The organism is Pseudoalteromonas sp. KAN5 (assembly GCF_022846535.1).
GTDB lineage: Bacteria > Pseudomonadota > Gammaproteobacteria > Enterobacterales > Alteromonadaceae > Pseudoalteromonas > Pseudoalteromonas haloplanktis.
The window spans coordinates 702,123-719,808 of sequence record NZ_AP025589.1; the positions used below are offsets into that span (position 1 = coordinate 702,123).

Consider the following 17,686-nt stretch of genomic DNA (forward strand, 5'->3'; position numbering starts at 1 on the left):
AAGGAATAGGGCAAGCGAGGCATAACCCATGGCAAAAGAGATATTATTGGTTGCTGAAGCCGTTTCCAATGAGAAAGCGGTTCCAAAAGAAAAGATTTTCGAAGCGTTAGAGTTCGCATTAGCGACCGCGACTAAGAAAAAACACACGGGTGAAATTGAAGTACGTGTTGCAATTGACCGTAAAACAGGTGACTACGACACATTCCGTCGTTGGCAAATTGCTGAAGTACTTGAAGATGGTTCACTAGAGCACCCATACAGCGAAATTACCTTAGAAGCTGCGCAAGTTGATGATCCTGATCTTAAGGTTGGTGATTTCGTTGAAGAGCAAATCGAATCAATTAAGTTTGATCGCATTACAACACAAATGGCAAAGCAAGTAATCGTACAAAAAGTACGTGAAGCTGAACGTGCATTAGTTGTTGAAGCCTATAAAGATCAGCAAGGCGAGTTAGTAACAGGTGTTGTTAAAAAAGCAACGCGTGATGCAATCGTTCTAGATCTCGGTAACAATGCTGAAGCGGTTATTTACCGTGATGACATGTTACCACGTGAAAACTTCCGTCCAGGCGACCGTATTCGTGGTTTACTTTACGAAGTAAAACCTGATGCCCGTGGCGCACAGTTATTTGTAACGCGTTCTAAGCCAGAAATGCTGATGGAGTTATTCCGCATTGAGGTACCAGAAATTGGCGAAGAAATGATTGAATTACGTGCTGCAGCGCGTGATCCGGGTTCGCGTGCAAAAATTGCTGTTAAATCGAACGACAAACGTATCGACCCAATTGGTGCGTGTGTAGGTATGCGTGGCGCCCGTGTACAAGCTGTTTCTACCGAGTTAGGTGGTGAGCGTGTTGATATCGTACTGTACGACGATAACCCTGCGCAGTTTGTTATCAATGCTATGTCACCGGCTGAAGTTGCGTCAATCGTGATGGACGAAGACACTCATTCAATGGATATCGCTGTTGAAGCAGATAACCTAGCACAAGCAATTGGTCGTAATGGTCAAAACGTTCGCCTTGCTAGCCAGTTAACTGGTTGGGAATTGAATGTAATGACCGTTGAAGAAATGCGCGCCAAAAATGAAGCTGAATCTGATAAACTAATTAACTTATTTACAGAAAACTTAGATATCGATGAAGATTTTGCAACGCTACTTATCAATGAAGGTTTCTCAACGCTTGAAGAAGTCGCCTATGTTCCTGCATCTGAATTCTTAGAAATTGATGGGCTAGACGAAGAAACCGTTGATGTTTTACGTTCACGTGCTAAAGATGCGCTAACAACGAAAGCATTAAAAACAGAAGAAAGCCTTGACGGTGCTGAGCCTGCAGAAGACTTATTAGCACTAGAAGGATTAGAGCGCCACCTTGCGTTTGTTATGGCAAGTAAAGGGGTTGTAACGCTTGAAGATTTAGCTGAGCAAGGTATTGATGAATTAGTTGATATCACAGAAGTTTCTCCAGAAGAAGCTGGTAAGCTCATTATGGCTGCGCGTAACATTTGTTGGTTCGCAGACGAGTAATTTATTAACGGAGGTATTTGAGACTATGGCAGAAGTAAATGTTGAAAAACTAGCCGGGGATATCGGTACAACTGTTGATAAATTGCTTCAACAACTATCGCAAGCCGGAATTACTAAGCAAGCGGGTGATAATGTAACTGAAGCTGAAAAAGCAACGTTACTTGATCACTTGAGCAAGCAGCACGGCGGCACAGGCTCAGACGGCCCAGCCCGTATGACATTGCAACGTAAGAGTAAAAGCACACTGAGTGTGACAGGCTCTACGGGTCAAGCAAAGTCAGTGCAAGTTGAAGTACGTAAAACACGTACTTACGTGAAGAAAAGTGCTGTTGAGCAAGAACAAGAGCAAGCACGTATTGCAGCAGAAGAAGCTGCACGTCGTGAAGCTGAGCAACAAGCTGCAAAAGAAGCGGCTGAGCTAAAAGCAAAACAAGATGCTGAGCGTAAAGCGAAAGAAGAGGCTGATCGCAAAGCGAAAGAAGAGGCTAAACGTAAAGCAGACGCTGAACGTGCAGCAAAACAGAAGCAGATGACTCCAGAACAAACCGCTAAGTCTGAAAAAGACCGTGTTGAAGCTGAGCGTCTGCAAAGAGAAGCAGAAGAGGCCGCATTGAAGAAAGCTGAAGAAGAAGCGAAACGTCAAGCAGAAGAGGCAAGAAAGCTAGCAGAAGAAAACTCAGCTCGCTGGAAGAAAGAAGAAGAAGAGCGTAAGAAGCGTGAAGAAACCGCTGATCACCACCTTACGACTTCAACTTACGCACGTGAAGCAGAAGATGTTGCTGATGCGCGTGATGAGCAAGGCGCACGCCGTGCGAAGAAAAAGAAAAAAGCCCCAGCGAAAGAGAAATTCGTTCCTTCTAGAGGCAAGAAAAGTAAGCTAAAAGCGCCTTCGTCATTACAACATGGTTTCCAAAAACCGACTGTTGATGTGAAAAACGAAGTACGTATTAGTGAAACAATTACAGTTGCTGAGCTTGCATCACGCATGGCAGTTAAAGGCGCTGAAGTTGTAAAAACAATGATGAAAATGGGTGACATGGTTACCATTAACCAAGTGATTGACCAAGAAACAGCGCAACTCGTTGCTGAAGAAATGGGTCACAAGGTTATCATTGTTAAAGAAAATGAATTAGAGCAAACGGTACTTAACGACCGTCACGAAGATGGTAAATCATTACCACGTGCACCAGTTGTTACCGTAATGGGTCACGTTGACCATGGTAAAACATCAACGCTTGATTACATTCGTGAAGCAAAAGTAGCCTCTGGCGAAGCGGGTGGTATTACCCAGCACATTGGTGCTTATCATGTTGACGTAAATGGTAACATGATCACGTTCTTAGATACGCCTGGTCACGCGGCATTTACGTCAATGCGTGCTCGTGGTGCGAAAGCAACCGATATCGTAATCCTAGTAGTTGCAGCAGATGATGGTGTAATGCCACAAACTAAAGAAGCCGTACAGCATGCGCGTGCAGCTGGCGTTCCTTTAATCATCGCTGTCAATAAAATGGATAAAGAAGGCGTAGACCCAGATCGCGTTAAGAATGAGCTTGCTCAGTTAGACGTTATTCCTGAAGAGTGGGGCGGTGATACACAATACGTGCATATTTCAGCTAAAACGGGTTTAGGTATTGATGAGCTATTAGAAGCTGTATTAATGCAAGCTGAGTTATTAGAATTAACAGCGCCAACAGTCGGTATGGCGGCGGGTGTTGTAATTGAATCACGTTTAGATAAAGGCCGTGGCCCAGTTGCATCTATTCTTGTTCAATCTGGTACGCTTAATCAAGGTGACATCGTATTATGTGGTCTTGAATATGGCCGTGTTCGTGCGATGCGCGATGAAAATGGTAAAGATATCAAATCTGCTGGTCCTTCAATTCCTGTTGAAATTTTAGGTCTGTCAGGTATTCCGGCAGCCGGTGATGAAGCAACTGTAGTTAAAGACGAGCGTAAAGCCCGTGAAGTTGCACTTTATCGTCAAGGTAAATTCCGCGATGTTAAACTAGCACGTCAACAAAAAGCCAAGCTTGAAAACATGTTCACTAACATGACTGATGGTGATGTGTCAGAAGTTAACGTGGTACTTAAAGCTGACGTACAGGGTTCAATCGAAGCAATCTCTGATTCATTGACTAAACTGTCAACTGATGAAGTTAAAGTGAAAATTGTTGGTTCTGGCGTAGGCGGTATCACTGAAACTGATGCAACGCTTGCTGCGGCATCGAATGCAATCGTTGTTGGCTTTAACGTTCGTGCTGATGCTTCTGCGCGTAAAGTGATTGAGTCTGAAAACTTAGATTTACGTTACTACAGCGTTATCTACAGCTTGATTGATGAAGTTAAGCAAGCTATGTCAGGTATGTTAGCACCTGAGTTTAAACAAGAGATTATTGGTCTTGCTGAAGTACGTGACGTGTTCAAGTCACCTAAAATTGGTGCTATCGCAGGTTGTATGGTTACTGAAGGTGTGGTTAAACGTAGCGCGCCAATTCGTGTACTTCGTGATAACGTGGTTATCTATGAAGGTGAACTTGAGTCACTTCGTCGCTTTAAAGACGACGTTGCTGATGTTCGTAACGGCATGGAATGTGGTATCGGCGTTAAGAACTATAATGACGTTCGCGTTGGTGACCAAATCGAAGTATTCGAAACAGTTGAAGTACAACGTTCACTTTAATTGCTCGTAAGCTAAGATAATAAATGGGGGCTCAGCCCCCATTTGTGTATTCATTATTTAAAATAACTTATTTATATTTGTCAATGAGTTATAAATTTAGAGTAGAGTATAATGAGAGAGTTTTCTCGTACAGATCGCGTTGCTCAGCAAATTCAAAAAGAGATTGCTGTTATTTTACAACGTGAAATTAAAGATCCACGTTTAGGTATGGTGACAGTGTCTGCTGTTGAAGTATCGCGTGATTTATCTTATGCCAAAGTGTTTATTACAGTGTTTAATACCGAAGATGAAAATGCGGCAAAGCAAAGCGCTAAAGTATTAAACGAAGCAACGGGTTATATCCGTTCATTGCTTGGCAAGCGTATTCGTGCCCGTATTATGCCGGAATTGAAGTTTGTTGTTGATAACTCATTAATGGAAGGGATGCGTATTTCAAACTTAGTTGATTCGGTTATCCGTGAAGATAAAGCGAAGCACGTAGATGATGAACCAGAACAAGGCACTAAAGACTAATGGCAAGACGCAGTAAAGGCCGCGCAATTGACGGCATTTTATTACTAGATAAGCCACAAGGTATTTCGTCAAATAAAGCTTTGCAGCAAGCAAAGGGCATCTATTTTGCGCAAAAAGCAGGTCATACAGGTGCGCTTGATCCGTTAGCAACGGGTATGTTACCGATTTGCTTTGGTGAAGCGACAAAGTTTACTCAGTTCCTACTTGATACTGATAAAACATACGTTGTGCGTGCGAAACTAGGTGAACGTACAACAACCTCTGATTCTGACGGTGAAATTGTCAGTACAAAAGAGGTTAATGTAAGCGAAGAGCAGTTGAGTAGTGAAATTGCAAAATTTTTAGGTGAGTCTGATCAATACCCTTCTATGTATTCGGCGCTAAAGTATGAAGGAAAACCTTTGTATAAGTATGCCCGTGAAGGCATTGAAGTGCCTCGTAAGTGTAGAAAAATCAATGTATTTAGTTTAACGCTTGATGAGTTTGATGAAGCGAATAATGAAGTACAAATGACCGCTCATGTATCAAAAGGCACTTACATTCGTACTATTGTTGACGATTTAGGTGAGAACCTCGGCTGTGGCGCACATGTTATTATGTTACATCGTAGTGCTGTGGGACATTACCCTGCAGATAAAATGGTGTCATTAACGCAGTTAGAAGCGCTCCTTGCTAAAGCAAAAGAGCAAGAACTGAGCCCATCTACTTATCTTGATGAACTGTTATTACCTATGGATAGCGCTTTAGTTGACTTACCCGTTGTTGAAATAACCAAAGAGCAGGGGGTTTCCTTTGGCCATGGTCAGGCTGTTGTACTTGGTGTAGAACTACCTGAAGGGGCCATTAAAGTGTTGGCGGATGGTGTGTTCATCGGCACGGGTGAGAAAAACCCTGATGGCCATTTGAAGTCAAAACGCGGCTTATCAAATCAACAAGAAGCGACTGAGTAAAGTTTCGCTTGTAGTTATTGCCGTAGCTGGTAGAATACGCCCGCTAATCGTTTTGGCTGAATTAGTGATCGGCTAAGACACCTTTTAAATTTTATTTTTGGAGTTACTATGTCACTAAGCAATCAAGAAAAAATCGATATCATCGCAAAATTCGCACGTGCAGAAGGCGACACTGGTTCACCTGAAGTACAAGTTGCACTTTTAACTTTCGATATCAACAAGCTTCAAGGTCACTTTGCTGATCACAAGCATGACTTCCACTCACGTCGTGGTCTGCTTCGTAAAGTAAGCACTCGCCGTAAACTGCTTGATTACCTTAAAGGTAAAGACATTGCACGTTATACTGCGTTAATCCAAGAACTTGGCCTACGTCGCTAAGAACTAGATTTCATAAAAAGGAGCATTTAGCTCCTTTTTTTGTGCCTGGCATTCCCTTCGTTGTTCTACATGAAAAATTCATAATACCAATCGTGTTAAGTTACTGACCATTTATAGCGACAGATAAATGGAGTGATAACAAGGCATAAATTTTGACATGTAGTTGTTCTACATGAAAAATTTATAACGCAGTTAGCGCTTTATTTAGCCCGCTAGAATGGTTAAATATTTAAGTCGATTGGTATAACGCAGTTAGCGCTTTATTTAACCCGCTAGAAAGGGTAGATAGTTAAGTTAATCGGCAAACGTACTCGAAATACAAAGCGCTCATAGTTGCGGCTAAAGTGGCTGTGATTATCTAGGCCGTAGACTCGCATTTTTACCTGACTTTGTTATATACTACTGCGCGTAGATAAAAAGGTTTATCTATGGTTACTTACATCATTGCCAATTGTAGTACTTAATTGATTTCCAAATGAATACAATTATGTACTGTAATTGGTACCTTGATGATGACTTATAAAATACATTTAAGGATTATTTTAAGTGCAAGCAATTATTAAAGAATTTCAACTAGGTCAACACACCGTTACCCTAGAAACAGGTGCAATCGCTCGTCAAGCAGACGGCGCAGTACTAGCAAGCATTGGCGACACATCAGTATTAGTAACAGTTGTTGGTAAGCGTGAAGCACAACCAGGCCAAGACTTTTTCCCATTAACAGTTAACTACCAAGAGCGTATGTACGCTGCGGGTCGTATTCCTGGTGGCTTTTTAAAGCGCGAAGGTCGTCCTAACGATGGCGAAACACTGATTGCACGTCTTATTGACCGTCCAATTCGTCCACTTTTCCCAAATGGTTTCGTAAATGAAGTACAAGTTATTGCGACTGTTGTTTCTGTAAACCCTGAAATCCAACCTGATATGGTTGCGATGATTGGTACTTCAGCAGCACTTGCTATCTCTGGTATCCCTTTCAGTGGCCCAATCGGTGCAGCGCGTGTAGGTTATATCAATGGTGAATATGTACTTAACCCAACACTAAAAGAGCTTGAAGAAAGCCAACTTGATTTAGTTGTTGCAGGTACTGATAACGCAGTACTTATGGTTGAGTCAGAAGCAGACGTACTTGCAGAAGACGTGATGCTAGGTGCGGTTGTATATGGTCATGAGCAATCTCAAGCTATTATCAACGCAATCAATGAATTCAAAGCAGAAGCAGGCAAGCCTACTTGGGATTGGACTGCTCCTGAGAAAAATGTAGCTCTTGAAGATAAAGTAGCTCAACTTGCATCAGAAAAAGTAGGCGAAGCTTACCGTATTACTGATAAAGTGGCACGTAAAGAAGCATTAACGGCAGCGAAAGACGCGGTTGTTGAAGCACTTACAGCTGAACTTGCTGAAGACGAAACGCTTGATAAGCAAGAAGTAGGTAAAGTATTCGGTTCACTTGAGAAGAAAATTGTACGTGGCCGCATCACAGCGGGCGAGAAGCGTATCGATGGTCGTGAACCAGACATGATCCGTGCACTAGATGTAATGACAGGCGTATTACCGCGTACTCACGGCTCAGCAATCTTTACACGTGGTGAAACACAAGCGCTTGTTACTGCAACACTTGGTACAGAACGTGATTCACAGTTAATCGACGATTTAACTGGCACACATAAAAATCACTTTATGCTTAACTACAATTTCCCTCCGTTCTGCGTAGGTGAAACAGGTTTTGTAGGTTCTCCTAAGCGTCGTGAAATCGGTCACGGTAACTTAGCTAAGCGTGGTATTCAAGCTGTAATGCCAACACTAACTGAGTTCCCTTACTCAATCCGTGTTGTATCTGAAATCACTGAATCAAATGGTTCATCTTCAATGGCATCTGTTTGTGGTACTTCTTTAGCACTTATGAACGCCGGTGTGCCAATTAAAGCGTCTGTTGCGGGTATCGCGATGGGTCTAGTTAAAGAAGACGAGAAGTTCGTTGTTCTTTCTGACATCTTAGGCGATGAAGATCACTTAGGTGATATGGACTTTAAAGTAGCGGGTACATCAAACGGTATCACGGCACTACAAATGGATATCAAGATTGAAGGTATCACGCAAGAAATCATGCAAATTGCACTTAAGCAAGCAAAAGCTGCCCGTTTACATATTCTAGGTGTAATGGACGAAGCAATTGCTGCGCCTTCTGAAGAGCTATCTCAGTTTGCTCCTCGCATTTATACTATGAAGATCCCACCGAAGAAAATCGCAGAAGTTATCGGTAAAGGCGGCGCAACAATTCGTCAACTTACTGAAGAAACAGGCACTACGATTGAAATCGAAGATGATGGTACAATTAAAATTGCAGCAACTGATGGTATGAGTGCACAAGATGCAATCACACGTATTGAGCAGTTAACGGCTGAGCTTGAAGTGGGCACTATCTACACAGGTAAGGTTGTACGTATCGTAGATTTTGGTGCGTTTGTTAATATCTTGCCAGGTAAAGATGGTCTAGTACATATTTCACAAATTAGCACTGAGCGTGTTAATACCGTGACAGATCATTTATCTGAAGGTCAAGAAGTGAAAGTTAAAGTACTTGAAGTAGACCGTCAGGGTCGCGTACGTTTAAGTATCAAAGAAGCAATGGAATCAGCAGCACCAGCAGCTGACGCACCAACAGACGCTTAATTGTTGATATTTAATTCAGTTAATTACTGGATAACATAAAAAGGGGCTGTATAGCCTCTTTTTTTATGCTTTAATGAAACCTCTGTGGATAGCACTTGTCTTATCTGTTTGCTACTTATCTTGGTATAAAGGATTTTAATGATACTTAAACACATAGCCTTGGCATCGTTAGTTATTTTGTCTTTAAGCGCCTGTCAATCTACTTCGCAAGCACAACCAACAGCAATTGTGAATGTGCCTTTTACTGCACCATTACCTTCTGATTTTCGTAGTGAAATTGCAATAGCGCGTTATTCTGAGTTGTTGAACCGTGCCGATTTAGCGCCAGATCAACAAGCAAAACTGTATTATGATCGTGGTGTCTTATTTGATAGCTTAGGAATGTCAACCTTGGCACGGATTGATTTTAATCGTGCAGTGCAATTGAAGCCAGATCTAGCTGAAGTGTATAATTTTTTAGGTATTCATCACACGTTGATGCAGCAATATGAAAAAGCTTATGAGTTTTTTGATTCAGCCTTAGAGCTGAATGAGCAACACGAATATGCTTATTTAAATCGGGGGATAGCACTTTACTATGGTGATAGGCCAAACCTTGCAGCGGCTGATCTTGAAGAGTTTCTAGCTCGCTCTCCGAGTGATCCATACCGAGTATTGTGGCTCTACTTAGCGCAAGCCGATGCTGACCCTGTGCAAGCTTTATCTGCTTTAAAAGCCAATGCGCAAGGCCTTGACGATAGCCAATGGGCATATGGGTTAATCTCTTTGTATATGGGTGATTTGAGTGAGGGGGCTTTTTTAGCTAGCATTAGTGAAGGTGTATCAACTGAGCAAGAGTATGCACAACGCCTATGTGAAGCGTATTTTTATCTTGCAAAAATGTACCAAGCAAAAGGCCTAGATTACCAAGCGGCTGACTTTTTTCGTTTAGCGCTTGCGACTAATGTTCATGAGTTTGTGGAATATAAATATGCTCGCTTAGAGCTTGAGTTAATGGCTGGTGAAAACGCCAGTTAAATACTTTGTTAGCGTTGCTGTTATACTGACAGTTGGTTGCTTATCAAGCTCAGTAAATCAGCATCGCGACGTTGCTTTTTGGCATGCCCAACACTCCCCAAAGTCTATTTTACTCAATTATTATGGTTTTATTGCCGATTTTAATGCGCAATTAAATAACTTACCTGATCCTCATTTATACCAGCTAGCCTTAAATCAAGTGGTTGATGCTCAGTTTGCATGGGCATTACGATTGTTAAACAATAAAGAAGCTGACGCAGCAATGCCGTTTTGGCGTGCCAGTGTTGATCAGCAAGGTATTGAACAACGCCGCCAGCTCAGTGCTTCGTTATTTCGCTTTGAGCGTTGGGAAGATTTAGAGTATTTAAACGAACAACAACTTTTACCTGCTGGCGATGTGGCTGAGCATTTAAAATTGCATCGCAGTGCGTCACCGCGACGAATAGAGCAAGGTTTTGCTAATGATGAAGGGTTTTTGTTGGATTTTTCACAACTTCAAGCAATGCCTCAGTGTCAGTATAATGTACTGATGATGACAGATCACCGTCTAGGGCTGCGTCAACTGAATGCACTATCACAACGGTATCGGCAACACCCGCAGCCTAGAGCCGCAAGTTTTTGTTTTAGTAAACCCATTTATTTAGGAAATACAATAGATTGCCAGCACCAGCCTGACGCCGCTGCTCGCTGTAATTGGCACCCTTTCATTGCGGATAAAACATGGCCAGCAGGCTTTGACTTTATTGTAATGATGACCGCGACAGGCTTTGGTAATGTGCAAGGGGGAATAATGCACTTAAACTCAACGAGCCACTACGGATTATTTTTGCATGAGTTGATGCACTTTAATGGCTTTGAAGATGAATACGTGTTGCCAGCAGCAAAACAAGCATGGTTGTGTGATCAGCGAGGCTTAGTTGCACCTAATTTGTTTATTGCCAATGGTGTGGCTCCGCCCAAGGGCTGGACTTTAAGTGCTAGTTGTCAAAGGGGAAGTAAAGCTTATAAACCCAGTGCTGACTGGTCAATTATGCAATATCAAATATTACCACTTTCTGAACAATATCAACAGTTATGGTTGCAAAAGATCAATGAGCCGCATTATCAGCCGGTGCGCTTTGCTGACTATTTTCAACAAATGGAACCTGCTATGGACTTTATCACCAAAATGACAAATAAAAATATTGCTGAGTAAAGTTGTGAATAATATGAAATCAGCGTTAAATTAGTACAAAATAGCAGCAGGTAGGAGGGCTAACTATAGACAAAATCGTCCCTGATCAGTATAACTATAACCACTATATGTGTTTTTTAAAGCTAAAATTAAACCATCTCAATGACCAGTACTAAACTAAAACTAACTAGCAGTGTATTGATACTCTTATGACTTCAAAAGGTTTCTCATTATGACTTTGCTCTGGATACCCTTGTTATCCTTAATTGGCAGTGTTATTTCTTCCTGCACCGGAAAATTGACTCGTAATCAATCTACGAGCTTAACTATGCTGGCACCGTTGTGTGCGTTAGCAATCACTATTTATCATGCGCCTACGATTTTAGCGGGTGAAACGCTCCGTTTTACTGCACAATGGATACCGGCATTAGGAATAGACATTGCTTTACGCTTAGATGGCTTAAGCTTATTGTTTATTTTTATGATCTTAGGGATCGGCTTACTGGTTATCTTTTATACTCGTTACTATTTGAGTACGAAAGACTCAATGGCAAAACTCTATAGTTATTTGATGCTATTTATGACAGCAATGCTTGGTATTGTGATGTCGAATAACGTTATTCAATTATGGTTTTTCTGGGAACTCACCAGTATTAGTTCTTTCTTACTTATTAGCTATTGGTGGCATAAATCTGAAGCCCGTAAAGGTGCTCGTATGGCACTGGCAGTTACTGGTGCTGGCGGCTTAGCGTTACTCGGTGGTTTGTTATTGATCGGAGACATTGTTGGTAGTTACAATCTTGATGTGATTTTAGCAAGTCGTGCGCTGATCCAATCACACGAACTGTTTGAATTCGCTTTAGTGCTGATGTTATTAGGTGCCTTTACTAAGTCAGCGCAGTTCCCATTTCATTTTTGGTTACCACATGCTATGGCTGCGCCAACACCGGTTAGTGCTTATTTACATTCAGCAACTATGGTGAAAGCGGGAATATTTTTACTGGCGCGTTTCCACCCTGCGCTAGCAGGAAATGATACTTGGTTTATTTTAGTCGCCATGACAGGTTTAACCACCTTATTAGTTGGCGCATACATCGCATTATTTAAGCATGATTTAAAAGGCTTGTTAGCGTATTCAACCATTAGTCACCTCGGGTTGATCACTTTATTACTTGGTTTGGATACCGAACTTGCTACCGTCGCTGCGATTTTCCATATTATTAACCATGCCACATTCAAAGCCTCTTTATTTATGGCGACCGGTATTATTGATCATGAAACCGGCACGCGTGATATGCGAAAACTCAATGGTATGTGGCGTTTTATGCCTTACACGGCAACCCTTGCAATGGTTGCTGCGGCCGCTATGGCAGGGGTGCCATTGCTAAATGGTTTCTTATCAAAAGAAATGTTTTTTGCTGAAACCTTGCACCAACAAGTGCTTGGCTCAATGTCATGGTTGATCCCCGTATTAGCGACTCTGGCAGCGGCTTTTTCAGTGGCTTATTCAGCACGCTTTATCCATGATGTCTTCTTTAATGGTGACCCAATTGATTTACCGAAAACACCCCACGAGCCGCCGCGTTATATGCGTGTGCCAATCGAAATCTTAGTGGTGTTATGTTTGCTCGTTGGTATGTTCCCTAATTTTGTTGTCGACGGCATCTTATCTGCGGCATCGTTGGCTGTATTAGGGGATGCAACGCCTGAGTTTAAATTGTCAATTTGGCATGGCTTTAACTTACCTCTACTAATGAGCTTTTTAGCAACGTGTTGTGGTGTGTTTATTTACATTCAACGTAAGCACTTGTTTCAATTTCAAGCATCATTACCAACATTGAATGCTAAAAAGACCTTTGAAAGAGTGCTTTATATTGTTATCAAATGGAGCCAAGAGAAGATCCGCAGTACGGAAAATGGTTCATTACAGCGTTACATCGTCATTATGCTCGGTGTTGTTTTATTATGTGCAGGTTGGCCGCTATTTGAAATGGGGGCGCTGGCGGGAACAGCACCTCGCACGCCTATTGACTTCCATAATGGTATTGGCGCGGGCTTATTAATAATAGGTGCGATTAGCACTGTAATTTGGCATCGCTCTCGTATGGTATCGCTATTGATGATATCAATTGTGGGCTTAATGGTGTCGGTTGCCTTTACTCGCTTTTCTGCGCCTGACTTGGCATTAACACAATTAACTGTGGAAGTTGTGACGGTAATATTGCTAATGTTGGCACTATTTTTCTTACCGCAACGTACACCAAAAGAGTCGAGCTCTTTACGCATTTTACGTGATTTAGGTATTGCCTCAGCAGTGGGAGTGGTCGTTGCGAGTATTTGTTATGCGCTGCTTACACGTCCGCTTGAATCTATTTCCGACTTCTTTGTTGCTAACGCCAAAACAGGTGGGGGGGGACCAATGTGGTTAACGTTATCTTGGTTGATTTTAGGGGCTTCGACACGCTAGGAGAGATCACCGTATTAGGTATCGCTGCATTAGGTATATATAAGTTACTTGCTAATTTACCACTGTTCATGCCTGCAAGTGATAGTGAAGGGCGTCCGTGGGCTCGTGAACGCTATCCAATACTACTTTCAAGTATCTCGCAAAGCTTATTACCATTAGCCTTACTGGTATCGGCTTATATATTCTTACGCGGACATAACTTGCCTGGAGGTGGTTTCATTGCGGGCTTAGTAACGTCAATTGCGTTTATTTTACAGTATATGGCCCGTGGCTCGGTGTGGATCACCTCTCGTTTTGATGTCAACTATCGCAAGATTATTGCCTCAGGTATCGCTATTGCCATGTTTACAGGTTTAGGCAGTTGGGCATTTGGCAGACCGTTCTTAACAACATGGTTTGATTACTTTGATATTCCATTCGTGGGTAAAACGGAGCTTGCCAGTGCCATCGTATTTGATTTGGGCGTGTACTTAACCGTAGTTGGTGCAACCTTAATGATTTTAGCAAGTCTTGGTAAGCTCACTGCTGATGCAGCTAAAGAAGAGGTCAATATTTAATGGAACTGTTATACGCATCGTGCGTTGGTGTATTAGTGACGTGTGGTATTTATTTACTTCTAAGGGCGCGTACTTTCCCTGTCGTATTGGGATTGACGATGATTTCCTATGCAGTAAATTTATTTTTATTTTCAGCAGGACGGCTCACAATTAATAAGGCTGTAGTGCTTGGTACTGGTGCTGATTATGCTGATCCTCTACCACAAGCGTTAGTATTAACGGCAATCGTGATTGGCTTTGCAATGACGGCATTCGTGGTGATTTTAGCTATTCGAGGTCGTGCGGATTTGGGTAATGATCATGTCGATGGTCACCTTGTGAAAACCAATAGCAAGGAGCACAAATGATTCAGCACTTGGCTTCATTACCCATCCTAATTCCAATGCTAGCAGGGATATTGTTGCTATTACCGCCATGCGGTAAAAGTATTCCTATTCGCCGTGTCGTGTCGACTGTGATGTCGATTATTACTGCCTGTATCAGTGCGGTGTTACTGGTTCATGTATATAGCTCAGGTCCCATGGTCTATGCTATTGGTGATTGGCAAGCCCCGTACGGTATTGTTTTAGTTGCTGATTTGTTGTCAGTATTACTGGTTGCTTTAACGTCATTTTTAGCTTTGGTTGTAGTGCTTTATAGTAGTGTTGGCGATGATGAGAAAGGCAGCTTTTTTCACCCGTTAGTGCATTTTTTAGTGCTAGGTGTAAATGGTGCATTTTTAACGGGCGATTTATTTAACCTGTTTGTATTCTTTGAAGTGCTATTAATCGCTTCATATTCGTTATTGATGCATGCAGGAGATAAACATAAAACCCGTGCCGCCTTACAATACGTAATATTAAATTTGATTGGCTCAAGTGTATTTTTGATTGCGCTGGGTATTCTATATGGCGTATTAGGCACCTTGAATATTGCTGATATGGCACTCAAAGTATCGCAGCTACAAGGTGATGACGTATACCTTGCGAAAATAGGCGGCTTATTACTTTTGGTTGTCTTTGCTCTAAAAGGCGCGCTATTACCTTTGCATCTGTGGTTACCAAATACCTATGCCAGTGCTATGCCGGTGGTCGCAGCTCTGTTTGCGATTATGACAAAAGTAGGTGTGTACGCCATGCTACGAGTGTATACGGTTATATTTGGTGAGCAAGCAGGCTTATTGAATCATATGGCACAGCCTTGGCTGTGGGGCTTAGCAATAGCCACAATCATAATTGGTGCTATAGGTGTACTTGCGGCACAAGATTTACGTAAGCTAACCGCGAATCTAGTTGTGGTTTCAGTGGGTACTTTAGTTGCCTTAGTAGCGATTCAGCATGTGAGTGCAACGGCTGCCTTGTTATACTACTTAGTTCATTCAACCATTATATGTGCGGCGTTATTCTTATTAGCAGATCTCATTGCTCACCAGCGTGGCAAAGTGGCGGATCGTTTAGCTCCTGGGCGTGGGGTTGCACAACCTATTTTACTAGGTAGCTGCTTTATTGTTGCCGCTTTAGCTGTGGTTGGCATGCCGCCGCTCTCAGGGTTTGTTGGTAAAATTTGGATTTTAAAAATTACCCTTGATAGTGAGCGTGCACTGATTTTTTGGCCAGTGTATTTGATTGCCAGCTTTGCATTATTGGTTGCGCTTTCTCGGGCAGGTACTAGTTTATTTTGGGAGCGTAAGCACCAAGGTCGTGATCACCTTGAAGAAGAGCACGCTAAACCAATGCAAGTTATTGCTGTAATTGGTTTATTAGCATGTTCGCCATTAATGGTTATTTTTGCGGGGCCAATTTCCGAATATATGATAGCGGCTGCGACCCAACTACATGATATATCGGCTGGTATAAATACTGTTCTTAAGGGAGGCTTATAATGCGTTTAGAATCCCGTTTTCGTTGGTTACCTACACCATTTCGTAGTTTATTACTCTTTGTTGTGTGGTTACTGTTAAATAACAGTGTATCGCCAGGTCATATTATTTTGGCCGTACTGTTTGCCTTTTTTATCCCTGTGATCACCTTTCCATTTCGTGAGCCACAGCCGCTGATCATTAAACCTGGGTTAGCAGTTAAACAGTTTTTAATAGTGTTGTTTGATATTATTACGGCAAATTTACAAGTTGCACTGCTAATTTTAGGACCGGTTAAAAAGCTGCGTCCGGCATTTGTGAAGGTTCCACTCGATCTAACTCACGCAATGCCGATCACTATTTTGGCGAGTACAGTATCATTGACACCAGGTACAGTGAGTGCTGAAGTTTACCCTATACCAGAGTCATTACCGCCAGGTGAAGAGCCAACAGAGCGCTACTTATTAATTCATGTATTAGATTTAGATGATGAACAAGCATTGATCAATACCATCAAACAGCGCTATGAAGCCCCACTCAAGGAGATCTTTCAATGTTAGAAACGGTTTTTTTAATCGTCTTTGCTATGATTGGCCTATCACTGTTACTTAATTTGTGGCGTTTAGTGGTTGGTCCTTCGGTGCCCGATAGAATTCTAGCGCTTGATACTATGTATATAAATACCATTGCATTGATCATTTTGTACGGTATGAGCATGGGGACAGGGCTGTATTTTGAAGCCGCGTTGTTAATTGCAATGCTTGGTTTTGTTAGCACCGTAGCGGTATGTAAATATTTGCTACGTGGCGATATCATCGAATAAGGGAGTACATATGTACAGTGAATGGCTAGTGTCTATTTTATTACTTATTGGTGGTGCTTTTATCTTAATTGGTTCGATTGGGTTAATTAAGATGCCTGATTTTTTTATGCGTTTGCATGGACCAACCAAAGCCACCACCTTAGGAATGGCTGGCGTGCTGATTGCCGCTATGGTGTTTTTTAGTAATGCACAAGATGGTATTAGTGTGAAAGAGCTATTGATCACCATCTTCTTGCTAATTACTGCCCCGATCAGCGGCTATATGCTGATAAAGTCAGCTATCCATCATAAACTAAAAGCCAAAGACGGCACTAAAGGCTTAGATAACGTTGAAGATGACTGATCAGCATTAAGTATATTTAAGTTGATATGCCCGTTAAGTTTACGCTAGCGGGCTTTTTATTGACCGTTATTATTTGTACACTCAAGCACATCATGAATTGCCATCACTAATAAATGCTAAAACGTAAAAAACTCATTATCGCGTACCTATTGATTATGTTGCCGCTGCTAGACAGCTTATTTATACCCCCCGCTTTTGGTCTGCAATGGCACAATGCAAAAACCATGTACTTGTTCAGCGCCTATTTGATACCCGTTAAATTATTGCTGGTGACTATTGGCGGTTTTTTATTAGTAAAGCAAGATCTGCAACATCAACAACAAGCTAGATCGTGGTATCACAAACTGCTTGATAGCCTCATTTTTATAGTGGCAGGTGTGCAGTTTATCGTGTTGGCGATTATAAGTGGTTTATATCTGGTGCTTGGCACCCAAGCGAACAACTATCAACAACAGGACAATATCAGTGTATATACCTCTGATATTGGCGCATTCGGTAAGGCTACCCATTATTTCTCATATCAGTGCACAGATGAATATGGCTTTTATACTTTAAACCCTATAGTGACTCTCGATTGGTTAGGGCATTTTAGTTTTAGCGTAAAAGATAATACGTTAGTGATTAAGCATAATGATTATGCTGGTAAAGGCGATCAAATTAAGCGGGTGGACTTAACAGGGTATAGTTGTGAGAATTAAATTCCTACGTTATGTCGTTATTGAATGCAGCTGCCTCACGGCCAG

General features: G+C 41.9%; 14 protein-coding genes and 1 pseudogene. All 15 read left to right on the forward strand.

The annotated features are described in order from the left end of the window. Window positions 1–28 precede the first annotated feature (28 nt). Complete coding sequence (gene nusA / locus KAN5_RS03055) at window positions 29–1,528, forward strand: transcription termination factor NusA (protein WP_016707663.1); 1,500 nt, start codon at window positions 29–31, stop codon at window positions 1,526–1,528. A 25-nt stretch (window positions 1,529–1,553) separates the two neighbouring features. Further along, window positions 1,554–4,211, forward strand: a complete 2,658-nt coding sequence (infB, locus tag KAN5_RS03060) for a translation initiation factor IF-2 (protein ID WP_016707662.1) — start codon at window positions 1,554–1,556, stop codon at window positions 4,209–4,211. Between the two features lie 111 nt (window positions 4,212–4,322). Then, on the forward strand, window positions 4,323–4,724 hold the full coding sequence (rbfA, locus tag KAN5_RS03065) for a 30S ribosome-binding factor RbfA (protein WP_016707661.1): 402 nt from the start codon (window positions 4,323–4,325) through the stop codon (window positions 4,722–4,724). Beyond that, window positions 4,724–5,674, forward strand: a complete 951-nt coding sequence (gene truB / locus KAN5_RS03070; RefSeq protein ID WP_016707660.1) for a tRNA pseudouridine(55) synthase TruB — start codon at window positions 4,724–4,726, stop codon at window positions 5,672–5,674. Before rbfA ends, truB begins: the two co-directional genes overlap by 1 nt. A gap of 108 nt (window positions 5,675–5,782) precedes the next feature. Then, window positions 5,783–6,052, forward strand: coding sequence for a 30S ribosomal protein S15 (gene rpsO, locus KAN5_RS03075; RefSeq protein ID WP_016707659.1), 270 nt, complete (start codon window positions 5,783–5,785; stop codon window positions 6,050–6,052). A gap of 546 nt (window positions 6,053–6,598) precedes the next feature. Then, window positions 6,599–8,725 (forward strand): polyribonucleotide nucleotidyltransferase, encoded by a 2,127-nt coding sequence (gene pnp / locus KAN5_RS03080; RefSeq protein ID WP_138554812.1) that lies wholly within the window; start codon window positions 6,599–6,601, stop codon window positions 8,723–8,725. A gap of 138 nt (window positions 8,726–8,863) precedes the next feature. Next, the gene (nlpI, locus tag KAN5_RS03085) at window positions 8,864–9,742 is read left to right on the forward strand and encodes a lipoprotein NlpI (protein WP_016707657.1); all 879 of its coding nucleotides are present in this window, start codon (window positions 8,864–8,866) and stop codon (window positions 9,740–9,742) included. Beyond that, entirely contained in the window at window positions 9,726–10,937 is a 1,212-nt protein-coding gene (locus KAN5_RS03090; RefSeq protein ID WP_244390437.1) for a hypothetical protein, read from the forward strand. The genes nlpI and KAN5_RS03090 overlap by 17 nt, the downstream gene beginning before the upstream one ends. Before the next feature lie 211 nt (window positions 10,938–11,148). After that, window positions 11,149–13,940, forward strand: a pseudogene (locus KAN5_RS03095) (monovalent cation/H+ antiporter subunit A). Beyond that, window positions 13,940–14,287, forward strand: a complete 348-nt coding sequence (locus KAN5_RS03100; protein WP_016707654.1) for a Na+/H+ antiporter subunit C — start codon at window positions 13,940–13,942, stop codon at window positions 14,285–14,287. Before KAN5_RS03095 ends, KAN5_RS03100 begins: the two are co-directional and overlap by 1 nt. Continuing rightward, window positions 14,284–15,801, forward strand: a complete 1,518-nt coding sequence (locus KAN5_RS03105; RefSeq protein ID WP_016707653.1) for a monovalent cation/H+ antiporter subunit D — start codon at window positions 14,284–14,286, stop codon at window positions 15,799–15,801. Before KAN5_RS03100 ends, KAN5_RS03105 begins: the two co-directional genes overlap by 4 nt. Further along, the gene (locus tag KAN5_RS03110; protein WP_016707652.1) at window positions 15,801–16,337 is read left to right on the forward strand and encodes a Na+/H+ antiporter subunit E; all 537 of its coding nucleotides are present in this window, start codon (window positions 15,801–15,803) and stop codon (window positions 16,335–16,337) included. The genes KAN5_RS03105 and KAN5_RS03110 overlap by 1 nt, the downstream gene beginning before the upstream one ends. Next, entirely contained in the window at window positions 16,331–16,600 is a 270-nt protein-coding gene (locus tag KAN5_RS03115; RefSeq protein ID WP_016707651.1) for a K+/H+ antiporter subunit F, read from the forward strand. The genes KAN5_RS03110 and KAN5_RS03115 overlap by 7 nt, the downstream gene beginning before the upstream one ends. A 10-nt stretch (window positions 16,601–16,610) precedes the next feature. Continuing rightward, entirely contained in the window at window positions 16,611–16,943 is a 333-nt protein-coding gene (locus KAN5_RS03120) for a Na+/H+ antiporter subunit G (protein WP_016707650.1), read from the forward strand. 113 nt (window positions 16,944–17,056) lie between these two features. Then, a complete protein-coding gene (locus KAN5_RS03125; RefSeq protein ID WP_244390442.1) occupies window positions 17,057–17,641 on the forward strand; it encodes a hypothetical protein in 585 nt (194 codons plus the stop codon). Window positions 17,642–17,686 lie beyond the last annotated feature (45 nt).